The 21,174-nt window shown below is 35.8% G+C and carries 19 protein-coding genes; 17 read left to right on the top strand and 2 right to left on the bottom strand.

The features are described from left to right. Positions 1-10 precede the first annotated feature (10 nt). From OQZ33_RS07500 to OQZ33_RS07425, 16 genes are all read left to right on the top strand, one after another. Entirely contained in the window at positions 11-1,888 is a 1,878-nt protein-coding gene (locus OQZ33_RS07500) for a cytochrome c oxidase subunit I (protein ID WP_265798436.1), read from the top strand. Positions 1,889-1,970: 82 nt separating this feature from the next. After that, entirely contained in the window at positions 1,971-3,029 is a 1,059-nt protein-coding gene (locus tag OQZ33_RS07495; RefSeq protein WP_265798435.1) for a COX15/CtaA family protein, read from the top strand. 11 nt (positions 3,030-3,040) lie between these two features. Beyond that, a complete protein-coding gene (gene cyoE, locus OQZ33_RS07490) occupies positions 3,041-3,949 on the top strand; it encodes a heme o synthase (RefSeq protein ID WP_265798434.1) in 909 nt (302 codons plus the stop codon). A gap of 15 nt (positions 3,950-3,964) precedes the next feature. Next, positions 3,965-4,531, top strand: coding sequence for a cytochrome c oxidase subunit 3 (locus OQZ33_RS07485; protein WP_265798433.1), 567 nt, complete (start codon positions 3,965-3,967; stop codon positions 4,529-4,531). A 31-nt stretch (positions 4,532-4,562) separates the two neighbouring features. Then, on the top strand, positions 4,563-5,270 hold the full coding sequence (locus tag OQZ33_RS07480; protein WP_265798432.1) for a cytochrome c oxidase subunit 3: 708 nt from the start codon (positions 4,563-4,565) through the stop codon (positions 5,268-5,270). Positions 5,271-5,294: 24 nt separating this feature from the next. Further along, entirely contained in the window at positions 5,295-5,651 is a 357-nt protein-coding gene (locus OQZ33_RS07475) for a cytochrome C oxidase subunit IV family protein (protein ID WP_265798431.1), read from the top strand. After that, on the top strand, positions 5,651-6,346 hold the full coding sequence (locus OQZ33_RS07470) for an SCO family protein (protein ID WP_265798430.1): 696 nt from the start codon (positions 5,651-5,653) through the stop codon (positions 6,344-6,346). The genes OQZ33_RS07475 and OQZ33_RS07470 overlap by 1 nt, the downstream gene beginning before the upstream one ends. A gap of 58 nt (positions 6,347-6,404) precedes the next feature. Beyond that, positions 6,405-6,941 (top strand): DUF420 domain-containing protein, encoded by a 537-nt coding sequence (locus OQZ33_RS07465; RefSeq protein WP_265798429.1) that lies wholly within the window; start codon positions 6,405-6,407, stop codon positions 6,939-6,941. A 252-nt stretch (positions 6,942-7,193) separates the two neighbouring features. Further along, positions 7,194-10,568 (top strand): SusC/RagA family TonB-linked outer membrane protein, encoded by a 3,375-nt coding sequence (locus OQZ33_RS07460; RefSeq protein ID WP_265798428.1) that lies wholly within the window; start codon positions 7,194-7,196, stop codon positions 10,566-10,568. Positions 10,569-10,582: 14 nt separating this feature from the next. After that, entirely contained in the window at positions 10,583-12,172 is a 1,590-nt protein-coding gene (locus OQZ33_RS07455; RefSeq protein WP_265798427.1) for a RagB/SusD family nutrient uptake outer membrane protein, read from the top strand. Positions 12,173-12,174: 2 nt separating this feature from the next. Beyond that, complete coding sequence (locus OQZ33_RS07450) at positions 12,175-13,080, top strand: zinc-binding metallopeptidase (protein ID WP_265798426.1); 906 nt, start codon at positions 12,175-12,177, stop codon at positions 13,078-13,080. A gap of 12 nt (positions 13,081-13,092) precedes the next feature. Next, the gene (locus OQZ33_RS07445) at positions 13,093-13,896 is read left to right on the top strand and encodes a DUF4302 domain-containing protein (RefSeq protein WP_265798425.1); all 804 of its coding nucleotides are present in this window, start codon (positions 13,093-13,095) and stop codon (positions 13,894-13,896) included. Between the two features lie 571 nt (positions 13,897-14,467). Continuing rightward, entirely contained in the window at positions 14,468-14,743 is a 276-nt protein-coding gene (locus OQZ33_RS07440) for a hypothetical protein (protein ID WP_265798424.1), read from the top strand. 2 nt (positions 14,744-14,745) lie between these two features. After that, entirely contained in the window at positions 14,746-15,141 is a 396-nt protein-coding gene (locus OQZ33_RS07435; RefSeq protein WP_265798423.1) for a DUF983 domain-containing protein, read from the top strand. A 102-nt stretch (positions 15,142-15,243) separates the two neighbouring features. Beyond that, complete coding sequence (locus OQZ33_RS07430) at positions 15,244-15,906, top strand: DUF2461 domain-containing protein (protein ID WP_265798422.1); 663 nt, start codon at positions 15,244-15,246, stop codon at positions 15,904-15,906. Positions 15,907-16,100: 194 nt separating this feature from the next. Further along, positions 16,101-16,940, top strand: coding sequence for an OmpA/MotB family protein (locus OQZ33_RS07425; protein WP_056848413.1), 840 nt, complete (start codon positions 16,101-16,103; stop codon positions 16,938-16,940). A gap of 57 nt (positions 16,941-16,997) precedes the next feature. On the opposite strand, the gene OQZ33_RS07420 is transcribed toward OQZ33_RS07425, so the two are convergent. Continuing rightward, the gene (locus OQZ33_RS07420; protein ID WP_265798421.1) at positions 16,998-18,575 is read right to left on the bottom strand and encodes a tetratricopeptide repeat protein; all 1,578 of its coding nucleotides are present in this window, start codon (positions 18,573-18,575) and stop codon (positions 16,998-17,000) included. 336 nt (positions 18,576-18,911) lie between these two features. After that, complete coding sequence (locus tag OQZ33_RS07415; protein ID WP_265798420.1) at positions 18,912-19,571, bottom strand: hypothetical protein; 660 nt, start codon at positions 19,569-19,571, stop codon at positions 18,912-18,914. Positions 19,572-19,787: 216 nt separating this feature from the next. Between OQZ33_RS07415 and OQZ33_RS07410 the strand changes: the two genes are divergently transcribed. Next, on the top strand, positions 19,788-21,140 hold the full coding sequence (locus OQZ33_RS07410; protein ID WP_265798419.1) for an OmpA family protein: 1,353 nt from the start codon (positions 19,788-19,790) through the stop codon (positions 21,138-21,140). The last annotated feature ends 34 nt before the right edge of the window (positions 21,141-21,174 follow it).

Below are 21,174 nucleotides of genomic sequence, written 5' to 3'. Positions count from 1 at the left end.
CGAAAAGAATATGTCAACAATAGCATTACACGACGAACACAATCACGACCACGCTGATCACGGACACCACAAGGAGACGTTGATTTCGAAGTATATCTTCAGCATGGATCACAAAATGATTGCTAAGCAATTCCTAATTACGGGTGTCATTATGGCCGTAATAGCAATGGGCTTATCAATTTTATTCCGGATTCAATTGGCTTGGCCAGATCAAAACTTTCCATTCTTAGAAACTTTTTTAGGAAAATGGGCTGAGGGCGGTCGTATCAAACCTGACTTTTATTTAGCATTAGTTACCATTCACGGTACCATTATGGTATTCTTCGTGTTAACTGCAGGGCTTAGTGGTACTTTTAGTAACTTACTTATTCCATTGCAAATTGGTGCAAGAGATATGGCATCGCCATTCTTGAACATGCTTTCATACTGGTTCTTCTTTATGGCTTGTGTGATCATGATGTCTTCGTTCTTCATCCAAACAGGACCTGCCTCTGGTGGTTGGACGGTTTATCCGCCTTTATCTGTAGTTGCGAAAGCAATGCCAGGTTCTGGTATGGGGATGACATTATGGTTAATTAGTATGGTACTTTTCGTGGCATCATCATTAATGGGGGGTATCAACTATGTGAGTACAATCTTAAACATGCGTACTAAAGGTATGGACCTTTGGAAAATGCCATTAACAATTTGGGCTTTCTTTTTAACGGCTATCTTAGGTATCTTATCTTTCCCTGTTCTTGTAGCTGGGGTGGTATTGATGGTGTTCGATCGTAGTTTTGGAACAAGTTTCTATTTATCTGATATAGTTTTAGGTACTGATATTTTACCAAACGAAGGTGGTTCTCCAATTTTATGGCAACACCTATTCTGGTTCTTAGGTCACCCTGAGGTATACATCGTAATTATGCCAGCTTTGGGTATCTCATCTGAAGTAATCTCTGTAAACTCACGTAAACCAATTTTCGGTTATCATGCGATGGTTTATTCATTGATTGGTATTACCGTACTTTCATTCATCGTTTGGGGTCACCACATGTTTGTTACCGGTATGAACCCGCTATTGGGTGGTGTATTTATGATAACCACGTTGATTATTGCCGTACCTTCAGCGGTAAAAACATTTAACTATTTAGCTACGCTATGGAGAGGTAACATACGTTTCACTCCAGCCATGTTGTTCGCTATTGGTTTAGTTTCATTCTTTATCTCTGGTGGTTTAACCGGTATCTTCTTAGGTAACGCTTCACTGGATATTAACCTACACGACACTTATTTTGTAGTTGCCCACTTCCATTTGGTAATGGGTTCTGCAGCAATTTTTGGTATGCTTGCAGGTGTTTATCACTGGTTTCCAAGAATGTTTGGTAGAATGATGAATGCTAAATTAGGTTACTTACACTTCTGGTTAACTTTCATCGCGGCTTACCTGGTATTCTTCCCACTTCACTTCTTAGGTTTAGATGGTGTACCTCGTCGTTACTATGCTTTCACTGAATTCGAATTCATGAAAAAATGGTTAACGGTGAACGTTTTTGTAACTTGGGCGGCTATTATGGCAGCATTGGCTCAAGTAGCATTCTTGTTCAATTTCTTCTATTCGATATTCAAAGGGAAAAAGGCACCTCAAAATCCTTGGGAATCAAATACTTTAGAATGGACTGCACCAGTTGAACATATCCACGGTAACTGGCCAGGAGAAATTCCAACAGTTTACAGATGGCCTTATGACTATAGCAAACCAGGACATGATGTAGATTTTATTCCACAAACGGTTCCTTTCTCTCAAACCATGAGTTCAAACCTGCCTCATGATTTTGAAGGAAATGCTGAAGCAGAGAAAATTCAACAAGATTGGGAATTGGCTAATCCTGTAGAAGAGAATAACTAGCTTTTAGCTTTAATACAATTTTAAAAGGGGTATCTGATTAAGTTTCTGCTTATCCGGATACCCTTTTCATCTTAAAAGATATATGGTCAGCAGATCAGAACAACGTTTTATTAGGATCAATTTCATAACCATCATAGTTACACTATTGGTTATACTTGCCGGCGGTATTGTTCGCAGTACTGGCTCGGGTATGGGTTGTCCTGATTGGCCAAAATGTTTTGACCGTTATGTTCCACCTACTGATGTATCTCAGCTTCCTGCAGATTATAAAGAGAAGTATGTTGCCGGAAGGTTAAAAAAGAATGAAAAATTTGCTAAATACCTAGAAAGTATGGGCAAAGTTGAATTGGCAGATAGCATCAGGAATGATAAAAGTATTACACTGCCTGAAGAATTTAATCCGGCAAAAACTTGGGTAGAATATATTAACCGTTTAACGGGAGTTGTTGCAGGAATATTTTTGCTTTTAACAGCGGTGTATTCTTTTACCTATAGGAAATCAGCAAAGAGGATCATTTTTTTAAGTATCCTGAATATTTTAGTGGTGGGATATCAAGCCTGGCTGGGTTCTATTGTGGTTTCGACTAACCTGGCACAGTGGGTAGTTACCGTACACATGTTATTGGCCATTGTAATTTTAGCCATTTCCATATATACTTATAACTATGCGAAACAGCTGAACAAACCACAATCCGTAATTATGTACCGCATATTATGGCTAAAAGGATTTTTGCTTTTCACCTTGATTGTTAGTGTTGTTCAAATCATATTAGGTACTGAGGTAAGAGAGTCGGTGGATGTAATTGCTAAATCACTCTCATACAATTTCAGAGGAAGTTGGATAGCAAGAGTGGGTTCTGTTTTTTCATATCATCGTGACTTGGCCATATTAGTAGTGGTTGCAAATGCGATCGTTTATAAAATGGTTATTGATCGCTTTAGCGGAAAAGCAGCCCCATTATTAACTGCCCGTTTTATTTTAATCACGCTTCTCATACAAATTTTAAGTGGTTTTGCTTTAGCTTATATCGCATTTCCACCGGCAGCGCAAGCCATACACATTTTGTTTTCTACGCTGCTATTTAGTTTACAATTTTATTTGTACTTGCTGGTTTACCGTACAAGTACTTATAAGCAATAATAAAAAGAGAATTGAAACAAGTTATTTCTGATTTTTCTAAACTTATCAAGTTCAGGCTATCGTTTACGGTAGTATTTTCTGCATCGATATCATTTTTGATCGGTCAGAAAATGCAAGTAGGCAGAGGCCATATTCCATCTATTGATTGGGGAAATTGGGGCATTTTGATTGCTGGTGGGTTTTTGGTAACAGCAGCCGCAAACTGTTTCAATGAAATTATTGAGAAAGACTTAGATAAGCTGATGTCTCGTACCAAAGATAGACCAATGCCTGCAGGGAGAATGACAACCGGACAGGGCTTAATTTTGGGCGTGTTTATGGCTTTCGTAGGAACGTGGCTACTTGGAAGACTTAACCTCGAGACCGGGCTATTGTCAGTATTTTCGATTTTGCTTTATGCTTTTGCTTATACACCTTTGAAACGTAAATCACCGATTGCGGTTTTTGTTGGAGCTATACCTGGTGCATTGCCACCACTTATCGGTTACCTGGCAGCATTCGGAAGTTTGAAAGCAGAAATGTTTCATGAAATTGATTATTACATCGCAGGAATATTATTTTTAATCCAGTTCGTTTGGCAGTTTCCACATTTTTGGGCAATTGCATGGGTGTTGGATGATGATTACAAAAAAGCTGGTTTCAGACTTTTACCCACTAAAAAACGCGATAAGGCTACAGCTTTATTAACTTTTGTAAGTACGTTAATTTTGATTCCGGTAAGTTTATTGCCGACCTTTTACGGTTTCGGTGGTTGTTACATTGCTGGTTTATCGCTAATAGCCGGGCTTATTTTTAGCTGGTTGGCTTTAAAACTTTTATTAAACAGAGAATTAGTTGATGCAAAAAAAGTAATGTTCTGTTCGTTTTTTTACATCCCTGCCGTACAGTTGGGTTTATTATTAAATTTTATAGCAAAATAATTTATGGTTCTAACAATGGAAAATATCCAAGATACATTTGATCCAAAGCCAAGAAAATTTATAGTATGGTTATTTGTAGTATCATCAACAATTATGTTTGGTGGTTTCACAAGTTATTATCTTGTGTTTTCTGCATCAAAAGGAAAAGGGCATGGTTTGGTTTTGCCCGATGCCTTTATCTATTCTAGTCTGGTGATTATCGCCAGTAGTATTACGCTTTTCTTAGCATCTAGGGCGTTGCGTAAATTAAATTTCAAGTTACAAAGAAATTTGCTTTTGGTAACTGTGCTATTGGCTATTGCTTTCGGTGTAATGCAGTTTAATGCATGGGGCAGTATGATCAAAACAGGTGCAACCCTCGTAGGTAATAATGCAGCAATTTCGTTTATTTATGTGGTGAGTTTTATTCACCTGCTACACATTATAGCTGGCGCTTTTTTAATAATTAGTGCTTTAGTGGGGAGCTACAGAAATATTCCATTAGCGAAAAGCCAATATCGCATGGAAATCGCATCTATTTTTTGGCATTTTATAGATATATTATGGATATATCTGTATGTTTTTTTACTTTTGAACCGTTAAATTTGTTAACAAACTATTATACTATTTCCAAATGAATTCAGTATCACAATTAGATCAAGTTAAAACCGGACCATGGAATGGTGGTCGTTCTCCGTGGTCGGTAGAATATGGTAAAATCATGATGTGGTTTTTCCTTTTGTCAGATGCTTTTACTTTTTCATCGCTATTGATCTATTATGGCGCTCAGCGTTTTTCAAAATTAACATGGCCAGATCCTGATTTGGTTTTCCAATCCGTACCTGGTCTTGCAGATAGTGGTTATCCATTAGTATTTGTGGGTATCATGACCTTCATTTTAATCATGAGTTCTGTAACGATGGTATTAGCCGTAGAAGCAGGACACAGACGTTCTAAAAAAGAAGTGATCTGGTGGATGGTGGCTACTATTATTGGTGGTTTTATGTTCCTAGGCTGTCAGGCATTAGAATGGACTCACTTATTCCATGAAGGATTTGGATGGGGAAAAATACCATCAGCAGAAGAATTAAAACATTTGTTTTCTGGTGATGTTTCTTTGGTAGCAGCACAACAGTTTTCAAACCTTTTCTTTACTATTACAGGTTTCCACGGTTTCCATGTATTTAGTGGTGTGTTAATCAATATCATTATCTTAATCATGACTATTAACGGAACTTTCGAAAAAAGAGGTCACTATTTAATGGTTGAAAAGGTTGGTTTGTACTGGCACTTTGTAGATTTAGTTTGGGTGTTTGTATTTACATTCTTCTATTTGGTTTAATTTATCATATCTAAAAATATTATCATGTCAGAGCATCATTCACATACAACAGAAGGACACGAACACGAAGAACATGCAGGCCTAAGCAAAAGAAAAATTTGGCAGGTATTTGGTATCTTATTACTGATTACGGTAATTGAATTTATTATCGCGTTGGTGATTTTGCCTAAAGGCTATATCTCTCATGGGGTAGGTAACTTTGTATATATTGCATTAACTTTATTAAAAGCATTTTATATAGTGGCTTACTTTATGCACTTAAAGTATGAAAAATTAGGACTTCAGCTTTCGCTTACCGTTTCGTTCATTTTCATTATTTACTTCATCGTTTTAATGTTAATTGAAGGTGGATTTCTTAACATCCACATGATGAACCATTAATGAAAAGAAGCCCAATTAAAAAGGTATTAATCCTGGTAAGCATATTGGCTATACCAGGATTTTTGTTTTTTTACTTATTGCCACAGTTTGCTAAAAACAGGTATAAGAGCTTGCCCATCTTCGGGGAAAAGGTAGTAGCATCTACGTTTCATTCCGTGAAAGGGAAGAAAATTCCAGATACCATTTATCACCAAATTCCTGATTTTAGCCTCGTCAATCAACAAGGTGCAATTATTGATCTAGGTTCTGTAAAGGATAAAATAATTGTTCTCAATCTTTTCTTTGCTGATGCGATGAGTAAAGATGTGGCTAAATACATCAGTCAGTTGTCAGCTGGTTACACCAAAAAGCCACTTGTCCGCTTTTTAAGTATCTCTGTAAATCCAAATGATAAAAACAAAGTTTTTGATTACGCCAATCAATTTCAGGCCAAGCCTGGTAAGTGGGATTTGCTTACCGGAGATACAGCAACAACCTATCCTTTAATCCGAAAAGGGCTTTTACTTGATGTAATTAAAGATGAATCAAAGGAGATACCCAATTTCATATTTGGTAACAAAATATTATTGATAGATGTTCAACATCGAATTAGAGGCATGTATGAAATTGATAATCCCGAAGCTAAAAGTAGGTTAGAGGACGAAATAAAAGTGCTTATAGCAGAATATCTACGCAATTTAAAGGATGGCAGGTAGGTTGAAAAGTTGAAAGTGAAAAGTTTAAAGTAAAAAGTATTTAAGGGCACAAGTAGAAATGAAGTCATCAGTTGAAACGAAATATAATAAGTGGATTGTTGTATTGTCAATCGCCATACCTTTGGTAGTTGCATTGTTATTTGGAGTTAACTTAAGGAAACTTGGTTACGATGTAAAGCCATTATCTTTTTTGCCGCCAATTTACGCCACCATAAACGGGATAACGGCCATTGTATTGGTAATTGCGGTTTGGGCAATAAAAAACGGCAAACAAAAGCTTCATGAAAACCTGATGAAAGTAGCCATTGGCTTATCTGTAGGTTTCTTAGGGATGTATGTGGCTTATCACATGACAGCTGATTCGACAAAATTTGGAGGTGAGGGCGCTATTAAATACATCTATTATTTTATTCTCATCACTCATATTTGCCTGTCGGTAATTATCATTCCTTTTGTATTAGTTACTTTCGTTAGGGCACTGGCCGAACATTTTGACAAGCATAGAAAAATTGCAAGGATTACTTTTCCAATGTGGCTGTATGTTGCTGTAACCGGGGTAATCGTTTATTTGATGATATCACCTTATTACAGCTAGTTTTATATATTTTGCCCAATTAATCCTGCACCTTCATTCTTAACTTCCGTTGCATTTCGATACTATTTAGAAATTCTGTATTTATTATAAAAAGTACTTTTTTGTTAAATAATTTTTATATTAGTAAAAATTATCCCCAAATAATTTTTACAAACAAACAAACTATTAATTATAAATTCCTTGTTTTCGCTTTTTGTGAAGACTGAAGGTGTTTCGCATTAAAAACTTAAATAAACTAATCAATTAATTTCTATGAAGAAAATCTACAAAAAACATGTAGGGAGAATCAGCTATTGCCTTTTGGGGCTCTTTTGCTGTACCTTTCTTCCCTCATTAGAAGCAAGGTCCATGATGAAAGACGGCACTAAGCTTATCAAATCAGAAAGAGTTATCACAGTAAAAGGTACTGTTCGAGACAAAAAAGACGGATCGCCCTTGCCAGGTGTAAGTGTGAAAGAGAAAGGGGCTTCCAACGCAATATCAACAAATAGTCAAGGACAATACCAAATAACTGTTCAGGATGGCGCAACGTTATCTTTTGCATCAATTGGTTATAAGACGGTAGATGTTATAGTTAACGGAAGAAATACTATTGATATTTCTTTGCAGGAAGATGCAGGTCAGCTGGATGATGTAGTAGTTACAGGTATGGGTACTCAGGTAGATAAAAGAACATTTACTGGTGCTACATCAAGATTAAAAGTATCGGATGCAGAAATTGGTGGTTTGCCAGATCCTAGTAGGATGTTAGATGGAAAAGTTGCTGGAGTTGTTGTTCAAAATACTACAGGAACCTTCGGTACAGCGCCTAAAATTAGAGTGCGTGGGGCAACTTCTATTTACGGTAGTTCAAAGCCTCTTTGGGTTGTTGATGGTGTTATTTTAGAGGACGTGGCCGACATAAGTTCTGATGCCTTGTCGTCAGGTGACGCACTGACTTTAATTAGTTCTGCAGTAGGTGGATTAAACTCAAATGATATTGAGTCTTTTCAGATTTTAAAAGACGGTGCCGCGACTTCAATTTACGGAGCAAAAGGCATGGGCGGGGTTATTGTAATTACCACAAAGAGAGGTAGAGTGGGTGTTAATTCATTGAATTATGTTTCTGAATTTACTACACGTGCAATACCTTCATATAACAACTTTAACATCATGAACTCTCAAGAACAAATGGGCGTTTACCAAATGTTGGAGCAAAGAGGTTGGTTGAATAACTCAAGCGTATCTAATGCGCCGAATAGCGGAGTTTACGGAAAAATGTATCAATTGATTAATTCGGGTCAATTACTAAATACGCAAGAGGCAAAAAATGCTTATTTAAGAGAAGCTGAATACCGAAATACCGATTGGTTTGATGAATTGTTCAGTACGAACATTGCTCAAAATCATTCGATCAGCATGAGTTCTGGAACAGAAAAAGCACAATATTTCTCTTCTTTAAGTGCTATCACTGATCCAGGATGGTCTAAGCAAAGTAAGTTTAAAAGATATACTGCAAATTTTAACGCTACTTATAATTTACGTGATAATTTGAAATTAACCATACTCTCTAATGGATCTTATAGAGATCAAAGAGCACCTGGTACTTTGGGGCAATCTACTGATGTGGTGTTTGGAACAGTTGGTCGTGATTTTGATATCAATCCTTTTTCTTATGCATTAAACTCATCAAGGACGTTAGATCCGAACGAAACCTATACCAGAAACTACGCTCCATTTAATATATTAAAAGAGATGGAGAACAATTACATGGATGTAAATGTCGCGGATGTTAAATTTCAAGGTGAGTTAAGATGGAAAGCTTTAAAAACGTTAGACTTTGGCTTTCTCGCATCTACCAGATATCAACAAACATCTCAACAACATTATATAAAAGATGAATCCAATCAGGCGATGGCATACCGTGCGATGGGTACAACAATCATAAGAGATGCAAATCCATATTTATATACTGATCCAAGTATATTATATGCGGTTCCTGTATCTATTTTACCTTCAGGCGGTATCTACAATCGTACTGATTATAAAATGACTAGTAATGATTTTCGCCTTACAGCACAATACAATGAGACATTTGCAGACAAGCATACAGTTGATTTTGTTGGTGGATCTACATTAAGTGAGATATCGAGAAATAATAATTGGAATAGAGGTTGGGGCTTGCAGTATGGATTAGGGGAAATTCCCTTTACTGATTACCGTGTGTTTAAGAGAGGTGCTGAAGAAAATACAGAATATTTCAGGGTAGGAAATACCCGAAGTAAAGAAGTGGCATTTTTTGGTGAAGGAGCATATACTTACGATAATAGATATACCATAAAAGCAACAGGAAGATATGAAGGCTCAAACCGTTTGGGTAGATCAACTTCAGCCAGGTGGTTACCTACCTGGAGTGTGTCAGGGCTTTGGAATGTAATGGAAGAAAAGTTCTTTCAGGAATTAAATACACCATTTTCTAATTTGTCTTTGAAAGGATCTTACGGCTTATCAGCTAACAGAGGGCCAAGCTATGTAACCAATTCACAAGCAATATACAGCAGTTATAATCCATGGAGACCAACTGCAGGCGATAGAGAAACAGGTTTACAAATTGATAATTTAGAGAACTCTGATTTAACCTTTGAAAAGAAACATGAGTTAAACTTAGGTGCAAGCTTAGGTTTGTTTAAAAATAGGTTGGCCATAGATGTAGATTGGTACAAAAGAAACAACTTTGATCTAATAGGTATTGTAAATACTCAAGGCTTAGGTGGTGAAATTACTAAATATGGTAATGTGGCAGCAATGAAGTCTAGCGGTATTGAGGTAAGTATTGCTGGTACAGTTTTGAAAAAGGGAGATTTTTCGTGGACAGCTAATTTTATATACACTCATGCAACCAATAAGGTAACAGAATCAGAAAATAACGCTAGGGTAATTGATTATATTACGGGAACAGGTTATGGTTTGAAAGGTTACCCAGCTCGTTCATTATTTTCAATTCCTTTTGTAAGAATACAAAATGATGGTCTTCCGGTATTTATCAATGATGATGGAACAGAAACGGTATCAGGAGTTTACCTTCAAAATAGAGATAAAGTGGATTTCCTAAAATATGAAGGAACGTTAGAGCCTACACATTTAGGTAGTTTTGGAAATATTTTCGCTTACAAAAACTTCAAACTGAATGTTTTTGTAACTTATTCTTACGGGAACGTAGTGCGTTTAGATCCAGCATTTAGAACGGGTTACACCGATTTGGATGCTAATACAAGAGAATTCTTTGATGCGTGGACCGTTCCTGGTGATGAATTAAGAACTAACGTACCAGTAATTCTAGATACAAGATATCTAAGGAATGACAGTGATTACAGTATTGCTTATAATTCTTACAATTATTCTTCCGCAAATGTTGCTAAAGGTGATTTTATTAGATTAAAAGATATCTCTTTGGGATACGATTTTCCTAAAGCAAAACTGGCTAAATTAGGATTAGCAAACTTAGGCTTACGTTTAAATGCTACTAATTTATGGTTGCTTTATGCAGATAAGAAGCTGAACGGACAAGATCCGGAGTTTGTAAATGCTGGTGGTGTGGCATTGCCAATACCAAAACAATATACTTTAACTTTAAGAGTTGGATTTTAATTAAAGAAATTAAGATGAAAAATAAATTTTTATTCATAGCCATTTGTGCAGTAGCTATCTTAAACATTTCTTCTTGTAAGAAATATTTGGATGAATTGCCTGACAATAGAGCGGAACTAAACAATACGGAAAAGATATCGAAGATGCTGGTATCTGCATACCCTCAAAATTCATATGTATTGCCTACAGAATTGTCTTCGGATAATGTTGACGATTACGGTGATACAAATCCTTACAGCGATAGGTTTTCGACTCAGGCATTTAATTGGCAGGATATAACTGAAACCAATAATGATGGTATCGATAGATTGTGGAGCGGCTGTTATAGTGCGATAGCTAGTGCAAACGCTGCCCTTGCTGCGATAGAAGAACAAGGTAATCCTGCATCATTAACTGCTGCTAAAGGAGAAGCTTTGGTAGCACGAGCTTACGGCCACTTTATATTGGTAAATGTATTTGCTCAGCATTATTCTCCAACAAAATCAACAACTGATTTGGGTATCACTTATATGACGAAATCGGAAACTACTCTTAATCCAAAGTATGAGCGAAACACAGTTGCAGAGGTATACGATTTAATGATCAAAGATATAGAAGCTGGGGTGCCATTAATTAATGATGCTTCTTATTCTAATGCCAATGTGGCCAAATATCACTTTAATAAGTCTGCAGCAAATGCTTTTGCAGCAAGGTTATTTTTGTATAAAGGTGATTGGACAAAAGCTGTAAGTTATGCAACAGCATCATTCAACAATTCTCCTGGGGCATATCTTCGTGACTGGTCATATATCTCTACCTATTCTGCAAATTTTGCAAATACAACCAGAGAATACAATGCCAGTACGATCAAAGCTAACTTTTTAATTAGTACGCCAGCATCTTCTGCTGCATTAGCATTTGGTAATTATTACACTGGAAGTAGATACTCCCATGGAAATTATATCGCTAGACAAGAATCTATCTTAACAACCAGAACTCCGCATTTCAATTATGGAACAGCTCTTCCGGCCTATAGAGTTAGGACATATACTTATTCAGGTGCAAATTTGGATAAAGTATTGCTACCACATGTTTCTTACCAGTTTGAGTACACAGATCCTGTAGCCGGTATTGGCTATACACACAGTGTTTTTACTCCATTTACTGCAGAAGAAGCGTTGCTAACCAGAGCTGAAGCAAATATCCAATTAAAAAACTATGCTCCTGCCATCGCTGATATGCAACTTTTTGTGAACAATACTTATACGGTAGCAACACCTGAGTTAACCGAGGCTTCTATTAACGCTTGGGCCAACGGATTCGCCTATTCTACGCCAGCAGTTTCGACTCCAAAAAAGAAATTTAATGCAGAGTTTGTGATTGAAGCTGGTACACAGGAAAATATGTTACATGCACTATTGTTTTACAGAAGAGCAGAAACATTGCTAACAGGATTGCGTTGGTTTGATGTAAAACGTTATGGTATTGAAATTACAAGGCGTACAATTGTTGCAGGAGCAGTTGGCCCAATTAGTTCAAATACTTTAGTAGTTAGAGATAATAGAAGAGCATTACAATTGCCTCAAGATGTAATCAGTTCTGGTTTAACCCCTAATCCAAGATAGACATGAAATTTAAAAATATTTATTTAATTCTTTTTGCAAGCACACTAGTAGTGAGCGCCTGTAAAAAAGAAAAGTTGGATGCGAACAGTGTGTTTGTCGATTCAACCATTGAAAAAAACCCGCTAGATAATTATATCTATAATAACTATGTATTAAATTATAATGTAGATATTTTATATAAATATGTTGATAAAGAGTCAAGTTTGAACTATAATTTGCTTCCGGCAAGTTATACTAGCTCTATTCGATTAACCAAGTTGTTTAAATATTTAGGCTTTGAGCCTTATGATGAGGTTACTGGAAGTAAAATATTCATTAAACAATATTTTCCTAAATTGATTAATTTTATTGGTTCAGCGGCCTATAATAACAATGGAACCAGAATTTTAGGTACTGCCGAAGGTGCTAAGAAAATAACCTTATATGAGGTGAATTCACTAAATGCAACAACAGGTGTTAATCCTGATTTCTTGACTGATAGTTATTTTCATACCATTCATCATGAATTTCAACATATATTAAATCAAACAACCGATTTTCCATCTAGTTTCCAAGCGATATCTGGAAATACCTATGTTGATGACATTTGGAGTACTGTATGGGGCACAGGAGCGGCTGGTAATGGTGCAGCACTTGCTGCTGGTTTCATTTCCCCTTATGCGAGCAGTTCTGCTAAAGAAGATTTTGCTGAACTCTATTCATTTTATATTACATTATCTGCAGCTCAATTCAACGCGATGTTAAACGTAACTGGAAGTACAGCTGCTGGAAGAACAATTATCAATAACAAACTTATAGCAGTAAAAAACTATATGTTAACGGTTTGGAATATAGATATGGATGTGTTAAGAGCTAACATTGTAAATAGAAAAGCCAACTTGGCCACTTTTGATCAAACATCATTATAAGCTTATTATATTATGAAAAGAAATTATTATTTATTACTAATGGCTAGTCTTCTTTTTTTTGCTGCTTGTGATAAAAAGAAAGACAGAATATTTGAAGATAGTCCAACAGTTCGCTTAAATGCAGCGGTTGCTAATGCACAAACCGTTTTGAGGAGTAAGCCAAATGGCTGGATTATGCAATATTATCCAGGTACAAATGCGCCTTATGGTGGGGTTAATTTATTTGTTAATTTCACATCCGCTACGGATGTGAATGTACAGGGAGATTATACGGCAAGTAATGTAACCAGTTCTTATAAGGTTTATCCGGGTGCTGGTCCAATATTAACTTTCGATACCTACAACTCAATTTTAGCTTATTTTGCTGCGCCTGGAGCGATTACGGGGTTAGTAAGTAACGATGGTGGCTTGGGTGGCGATCTAGAGTTTTTAGTAACCAAAGCCGACGCTGATTCTGTAATTTTAAAAGGTAGAAAAAGAGGCACTCTTATTGTTATGGTACCTATGCCATCAAATCCAGCTACAGTAATCGCCAGTTACAAAGCTGCATGGCAAGCCTACTACGCACCAAACTCTTACAGATTTGAAACTTCTACTGGTAATATTCCGCTTACTTTTGGTTGGTTTATGGAATTAGAGTCGCTTACAGACGTGTACTCTTTTAGGGTTACACCTACTGGTATTGAGTTTTTAGAACCTGTAACCGTTAATGGCATCACAGTTAAGGAATTGACGAGAAAGCCGGCAGCAGTAGGGTATCCTAATGGATATTATGATAATTCCGCTGGAACGTTAAAATTAGTTCCGATATTTTAAACTTTATCTAAGAGACTCTCTTTTAAACCCCGCCTCATCAGCGGGGTTTTCTGTGAATTTTTTGGTTTAAAAATCGATCTTAATTCTAAAATATAAGTCGAATTTGACTGTGCATATCTTTATTATAAATCATTTATAAAATCTCCAATGCAAATCATTGTAAGGCAAATACTAGGCTATTTGATTTTTTTGTCGAACCATGTATGTTTTATATTAATTAACGAAAAAGTTTTTTCTTTTGAGGTGAAAATGCTGGGATTAATTCTGGCTATACTTTTTGCCTTCTCAGGTCTATATGACTATAAGATTCATTATAAAAAAATAGGACAGTTTAAAATAAGCTGTGCCATGCTTATTGTGTTAAACCTTGTTTCTTGGGTTTTTGAAGGTTCGTATTTGTTTATCGCAATTAATTTGGTTTTATTAATAGTCTTTATTTTTTGGAAAAGGCAATTAAGTAATCACTTAATAGTTTAAAAATAATCTCTCTCCCACAAACACCGCCTCATCAGCGGGGTTTTTTTATGACATAATTTTTTCTACCCCTCACACGTTAAATCTTATATTTGCAATGATGAAAAAGACATTCACTTTTATCTTATTTTCAATTGCCTGCATTTTACTTTTCACTGCTAATGCACAAGCACAATGCGCCATGTGTAGCATCAATGCAGAGCAAGGCGTAAAAAATGGCAATACCGTTTCGGCTGGTTTAAATACAGGTGTTCTATATTTACTGGCCATTCCTTACATTATGGCAATAGTAATTGGGGTGATCTGGTACAAGAAATACCGAAAGAAAAATGTGGCGTTAAATATGAAAAAAGAACCTTTTCATTTAAACTAAACATGTCTGGTAAAACTTCCAAGCTTTCTGCAATCGTAAACTGCAAATGCCCACACTGTCGTAGGGGAGATATATTTACGGGCAGTATGTATGGCTGGAATATTCAGCATACTAAAGAAATTTGCAGTTATTGTTCACAGCGGATAGAAATTGAACCTGGATATTTCTATGCGGCCATGTACGTTAGTTACGCTATGAATGTAATCGAAATGCTCCTCGTAAGTTTTATTACTTACCTGTTTTTTGGTCCACTAACTGATGCAACTTTTTGGCATTATTTGATTGCGATTTTTGCTGGTTGTTTTATTCTTTATCCTTTTAATTACCGCTACTCACGTATTATTTTGCTTCATGTATTGTCGCCGAATATTAAGTATAAAGCTTATTACGATCAATAAAAGTCAGGAGTTTTAAGTTTGAGTGTTTAACACGATATATTAATTACTCAAGATTCTAAATTGGATAGCTGTTGTACGGTTTATCCGATTAATCATATCTATATGCTAAAAAAAGAAACCTTAAAATTTATCAAAGATGTAGCGGAAAATAACAACCGCGAATGGTTTACGGAAAATAAACCAAGATACGAGGAAGCGAAAGAAGATACTTTGAAACTTGTAGCAGCGCTTATGCCGGAGCTGGCCAAGGTAGATCCCTTAATTTCTTCAGAAATTGATCCAAAGAAAAGCTTAATGCGTATTTATCGCGATGTGCGGTTTAGCAAAAATAAAGATCCCTATAAAAATAACTTCGGCATTTGGTTTTCTGCCAAGAGCAAAGGCGGTAATGAACCTGGTTACTATTTACACATCCAACCGGGTAAAAGCTTTATTGCAGGAGGCTATTGGATGCCCGAAGCACCACATGTTAAACTTATCCGCCAGGAAATAGATTACAATATTGACGAGTTCAAAAGCATTATTGAAGCTAAAGCATTCAAAGCAAATTTCACATTGGGCACAACAAATGCCCTGAAAAATGCGCCGAAGGGCTATGATCCTGCAGATCCAAACATTGAGTTTTTAAAGTTAAAAAGCTTTGAGGCTACCATGCCACTAAAAGATGAAGACTTTTTTAAAGCTGATCTCGTTAATAAGTTGATAAGTTCTTTTGCAACAATACAACCTTTAGTTGCATTTTTACGAAATGCCATCGAGCAATAACCAACTGTTAATTTAATACTCAAAATAACCGATAATCAATGTTCAACCCTTCGCAGGTTTTGTACTTGATGCTAAAATCTTGAAAACAAAATATGAAACCATCATGATTTTTCAAACACCTAGTGGATGAATAAATCTGATACCTGCCTGCGGTAGGCGGGGCTTAATCACCATTTAAAACAAATTATTATACGATGAAAAATACCTTCTTAGCTTTTGTCATTCTTTTATTCATTTCATCCTTTACCTCATGTGTGGTTTTATCGCCAAAAAAATATAAAGCTTTATTGGGCAGCAAAGATTCTTTGTATACTGCCTTTAATGAGGGCTTGGTAAAAATCGAGAACTTAGAGAAAGAGGTTGCGAAACTTAAGAAAGACACCACTTTGATGGCTGAAGAGTTAAGAGATTTGCAAAGCAGTTACAATGAAGTAGATGCAAACTATAAAAAGCTAAAGAATAATTCGACCACTGAAATTACAAAGCTATCTGGCGATCTGGCTGCCCGCGAAAAGCGTTTAAAAGAGGTAGAAGAAGTTTTGCGTAAACGCGATGAAGCAACCAATTCATTAAAAGAGAAGTTGCAGCAAGCACTGCTCGGCTTCACCAAAAGTGGCTTAACTGTAGAAATTAAAAACGGAAAGGTTTATGTTTCGCTAACAGATAAATTGTTATTTCCATCAGGTAGTATTATCATAGATGAAAAAGGGAAGCAGGCACTAACACAGTTGGCTAATGTTTTAAAGCAACAGCCAGAAATTAACATTGCTGTAGAAGGCCATACCGATAATCAAAAAATAAACAACTTAGGTCAGATTAAAGATAATTGGGATTTAAGTGTATTAAGGGCAACTTCGGTGGTACGTTATTTAACAGATAATGAGAAGGTAGAAAGCGTAAGAATGACTGCCACAGGTAAAGGAGAATTTCAGCCCCTCGGTTCAAATGCAAATGCAGATGGAAGAAGCAAAAATAGAAGAATCGAAATTGTGCTTTCTCCAAAATTGGATGAACTTTACAACCTGATCAAATAATTTAATCGCATTAAATGAGTAAGAATGCCCTTTTGATTTAATCATTAGGGCAATTTTTTATTTATAAGACTTTAAAATCTTAAATGATTGTTCGAATTCGAAGTTATTCAAGTTGGCATACTCTGGCATCGAAATTTTGTTTATCGATATAAATTTAAATAATTCTTTTATTGCATTTGATACCTCTTCGGGTTTATCGCAATGCTTCAACACATCTATTTTTAGCAGAAGCAATGAAACTTCGTAAATTATAAAATCATTTTTAAAGGCCATTTTCAACCCTGTTTCTATTTCGGTAACTGCTTGTTCATAATTGTCTGTGTAGTTGTAAAAGCTCGCCTTGAATAAACTAAAACCTACGCTAATAAAATTGGTGTAGTAAGTATAGTCGCATTCTATCACTTTCTCCATAAATTCTAAAACTCTTTTAGCCTTCTTATAATAGTTAAGTTTAAGATAGGTATGGCCCAAATGCAATAGTAGGAACGGAGAAAAGACCGAATGGCGTACAGTAAAGATATTAGGATATTTAGTTAGAATAGCCATAATAAAGCGGTGGCACTCAGCATAATTTTTCTGTGCGAATAAAGCCAATAAAACTAATCGATAGGCCAGAATTTCGGGGGTAGTAATTAATTTGTTGCTCAGAGGTTCACTCTCATCAATTTTTTGGCATAGCCTGATAATTTTATCTTCGAGTGTTTTACTTTCATGTGGTTTGCCTAACAGGTTGTTGTGGAAATATAAAATGATGTCGTACGGATTTATGGGGAATAGTTCACTCAATCTCTTGTAATGGCGTTTAAGTGTATGCATTGTACTGATCAAAGAAGATTTGTCGATATCAATTAAGGCGATATTACATTCGATAACCAATAGCATGATCTGGACATCTTCATTTAATACATTATCCGAAATAGTTTTAATAGTTTCCTTGTAAAGTTTACTCATCGTTCGGCCTGCAGCCAAAATATCAATAAAATTTAAGTCGATACTTTGTTTATTGAAGTTTGAGTTGGGCTTGCTAAGCTCATATTTCGAAACATTGCAAATGAAATCAAACGACATGTTTTTTTCTTCATTCGTAAATGACAGTTTTAGGATGTTTTTTAACTCAGAAATTTCATTTCTATTGATACAGAAGCGAATAGCCCAGTTTAAAATGTGATATCTTAATACTGTTCCTTGCAGAAAGGTTGCTAAGATGTATTCAAAAAAATCCTTGCCTGGTTTGTAATTAAAGCGTTCGGTAATTTGAATAAAAATGAAATAGGTATAGATATCATCGTCCAAAAAGCGAACAATTTCTGTGGGTATTGCAGTGCTAAGCCGCTTTTCTTCAATTAGAATACCATCGTACAACAGTTCTTGATAAGCATCAGGATATTGATTTACAATGTCAAGAATAGCTTCTTTAGCCACACGAAGACCTTTATTTCCTTTAGATATACTTCCGCTTATTTTTTTTAACAGATATATTTTCTCGGTACTTTTTTTCGCTAAAAAGATTTTCTTTTCTAAGAAAAAGTTAATAATCTCATAACAGAGAAGCGTATTATTCAATTCGAGGGCAAGATTATCTTTTTTTAATTGATAATATACTTGCAGCCAAAACGGCGTTTTAAATTGCGTCAAGAGGGCGGGGCTTACCTCATCCTGAATAACCGTTTTATCTTCAAGCTGGCTTAATACATTTAATATCTCTTCGGTATTTAGCGGCGGAACATTGCTAAGTACATCAAGATCGTAAACAAGCCATTATACCAACTCTTTGTTAAAAAAGCCGAGCCTGTTATAACAGGTTGCAGATTAATCCAACTATTGGTTCGTAAACCAAATACCATTTTTAGGAAGTTGTTTTCTTCTATGCTGTATAAAAAATCTATAAATGTTTGTAAATATTCTGTCTTGGTGAGAAATTCGTCAATTCCATCAACGATTAATATAAACCGGCCCTCTTTTTTTTCTGGATTAACTTTGAAAACTGATTAAATCGTTAACGCTTTCAAATTTAAATTCCTTTAAAAACCATTCTTTTAGCGTTATTCCATCTCGGAGAATCGTATTGATACTATTCACGTTCATCAGTAAAACAATATCATTTTTATACAATGCTTGTTCCGAATAAAAAAAGCGGTGAACCAAATGTGCCAGTAGGATGGATTTACCTTGGCCGGGCAAAGCACTCAAAGTTGTAAACTGATAATCGTTATTTAAAAAATAATCAAAATCAGGATAATAGAAACTTCTATTGGCTGTGTATACGAATGGAATGCCTGAATTATTTTTCTTTGAAACCAGTGCAATCTCACTGATATACTTCGCTTTTAATTTGAGTGTTTCCCAGGTGCTTTGTTCAGCTGAAACTTGAGTTTCTTTTTCCTTACAGAATGTATTCCAGTCTGAATAGCCTATGTATTGTGATAAGCTGCTCAAAGTAAACAAAGAAAATTTGTGTTGGGTGTTTGCGAAGCCAAAAAACCTTTTGATAGTGGTTTCACTAACATAGTTTTTAGTTTCTTGAAATATATACTCAGAAATTAGCTTACAGTGAGAAGGATCTATATTTTTTAATCCCGACTTTATAAGTACAAACTTCCTGAGTTCAGAGAGGAGTTCGTTAGTGTTCATTAATTTACAGGGATGACTTCACTAATGTCATCATAATTTCACAATGCAGGAAATTAAATAAATGTTAATTGAACGGATGAACAAAATGAATGAAAATTTCGAAAATATAATGAACAAGAATGGATAGAAAGCATGTTCATGCGAAATGTAGATTTGTCATTGAAATGTTTATGTACAAGTACTGAACACAATCAATCATCCCCAACTACGCCTGACATGATGAAAATCTTTACCTCTCATTTCCATAAAGGAACAATTCGCTGTGCGCTTGCATTCGCAATCATCACTTTATTAACGTTCTTCGGTTCTGTTTCGTATGCGCAAACAAAAAATTATGCAAATTCAGTTACTGAAATTAAGCCTTTTTCATTTAGTCCATCTCGTGTGGATAATATCAACAATGCGATAAGTACCAGTGATGCTAATTTTGCTACACTTAATTCGTTTGGGGGAGTAGCGTTGGGTGCAGGTTCCTATTCTGGCGGAATTAATTTAAAATTTCCAAGCAGCATTGCGGCAAATAAAACCACCTATATCAGAATTGATTTCGATCAATCGGCACTAAACGGCTTGCTGGGAGGAACATTAGGAGGGCTCGTAGCAGACATTGTCGGAACCCTGGTTATTGGAAACCATCAATTTGAAGTTGGAGCTTTACGCCCCAATGGATCCACTATTTTAAATCGGTCGAGTGCTTCAGGTTTCGATAATAACTCAAATATTAAAATTGTTAAGGATAAGAATGGCTACACTTTTATTGCCATTACCCCAAATGAAATTTACGATCAGGTTTATGTTGTTGACAAAACCACTGGTCTTTTAGATGATATCTATTTTACCGCTATTGATGATCAAGGTACCAAAGGATACATTAGCTCTGACAGGGAATCATCGTGCTGTTTAGAAGTTTTCGAAGTTAAAAAGGAGTTTTTCAATATCAGCGGCATTCTTACCGATTGCAAAACAAAATTGCCATTGGCAGGTGCAACGGTGAGTTTCTCGAATATAGAAAACAATCAAAAACAAACCACTGGTACCAATGGTAAATATATATTCAGGACAGATTCAAAACGGCCTTTAAAGTTGCTTTTTGCGAAAGATAATTATTTCTCCATCACCAAAAATTATTCTTTCGAGGAGCTTGCGAAAGCCGATACTATGATTTATAAAGACTATTGTCTGAGTCCTTTTAAACTAGGAATCCCAATTGCCTTAGATAATATTTATTATGAATTTAACAGCGCAGAACTTACGGAGCCATCTAAAAAAGTGCTGGATTTTCTTATCCCAATTATGGAAGATAATCCTGAGATGAAGATTGAGCTGGGTTCGCATACCGATAATATTGGTGCCGATGAATACAATTTAAATTTATCAAACGAAAGGGCGAAATCTTGTGTCGATTACCTGGTTAGCAAAGGAATTTCCGAATCTCGGTTAACATCTAAAGGTTATGGAGAATCGATGCCTATTGCACCAAACGAGATTGGAAAGGGTAAGAAGAAAAAAGATAATCCAGATGGAAGAGCCAAAAACAGGCGTACAGAGTTTAAAGTTACAAAGAAATAGAATTAATTATGTCTCTTATTAAAGCCGTCTTCAG

Source organism: Pedobacter sp. MC2016-05, from assembly GCF_026239735.1.
Taxonomy (GTDB): domain Bacteria; phylum Bacteroidota; class Bacteroidia; order Sphingobacteriales; family Sphingobacteriaceae; genus Pedobacter.
Note: the sequence above shows the minus strand (reverse complement) of the source record. Positions and strands in the feature narration are given on the sequence as shown.

Coding starts and splice junctions, on each gene's coding strand:
- OQZ33_RS07470 (WP_265798430.1), top strand. CDS start 5,651: ATGAAAAGAAGCCCAATTAAAAAGGTATTAATCCTGGTAAGCATATTG.
- OQZ33_RS07480 (WP_265798432.1), top strand. CDS start 4,563: ATGAATTCAGTATCACAATTAGATCAAGTTAAAACCGGACCATGGAAT.
- OQZ33_RS07410 (WP_265798419.1), top strand. CDS start 19,788: ATGATGAAAATCTTTACCTCTCATTTCCATAAAGGAACAATTCGCTGT.
- OQZ33_RS07450 (WP_265798426.1), top strand. CDS start 12,175: ATGAAATTTAAAAATATTTATTTAATTCTTTTTGCAAGCACACTAGTA.
- OQZ33_RS07455 (WP_265798427.1), top strand. CDS start 10,583: ATGAAAAATAAATTTTTATTCATAGCCATTTGTGCAGTAGCTATCTTA.
- OQZ33_RS07445 (WP_265798425.1), top strand. CDS start 13,093: ATGAAAAGAAATTATTATTTATTACTAATGGCTAGTCTTCTTTTTTTT.
- OQZ33_RS07425 (WP_056848413.1), top strand. CDS start 16,101: ATGAAAAATACCTTCTTAGCTTTTGTCATTCTTTTATTCATTTCATCC.
- OQZ33_RS07485 (WP_265798433.1), top strand. CDS start 3,965: ATGGAAAATATCCAAGATACATTTGATCCAAAGCCAAGAAAATTTATA.
- OQZ33_RS07465 (WP_265798429.1), top strand. CDS start 6,405: ATGAAGTCATCAGTTGAAACGAAATATAATAAGTGGATTGTTGTATTG.
- OQZ33_RS07460 (WP_265798428.1), top strand. CDS start 7,194: ATGAAGAAAATCTACAAAAAACATGTAGGGAGAATCAGCTATTGCCTT.
- OQZ33_RS07435 (WP_265798423.1), top strand. CDS start 14,746: ATGTCTGGTAAAACTTCCAAGCTTTCTGCAATCGTAAACTGCAAATGC.
- OQZ33_RS07495 (WP_265798435.1), top strand. CDS start 1,971: ATGGTCAGCAGATCAGAACAACGTTTTATTAGGATCAATTTCATAACC.
- OQZ33_RS07430 (WP_265798422.1), top strand. CDS start 15,244: ATGCTAAAAAAAGAAACCTTAAAATTTATCAAAGATGTAGCGGAAAAT.
- OQZ33_RS07500 (WP_265798436.1), top strand. CDS start 11: ATGTCAACAATAGCATTACACGACGAACACAATCACGACCACGCTGAT.
- OQZ33_RS07475 (WP_265798431.1), top strand. CDS start 5,295: ATGTCAGAGCATCATTCACATACAACAGAAGGACACGAACACGAAGAA.
- OQZ33_RS07440 (WP_265798424.1), top strand. CDS start 14,468: ATGATGAAAAAGACATTCACTTTTATCTTATTTTCAATTGCCTGCATT.
- OQZ33_RS07415 (WP_265798420.1), bottom strand. CDS start 19,571: ATGAACACTAACGAACTCCTCTCTGAACTCAGGAAGTTTGTACTTATA.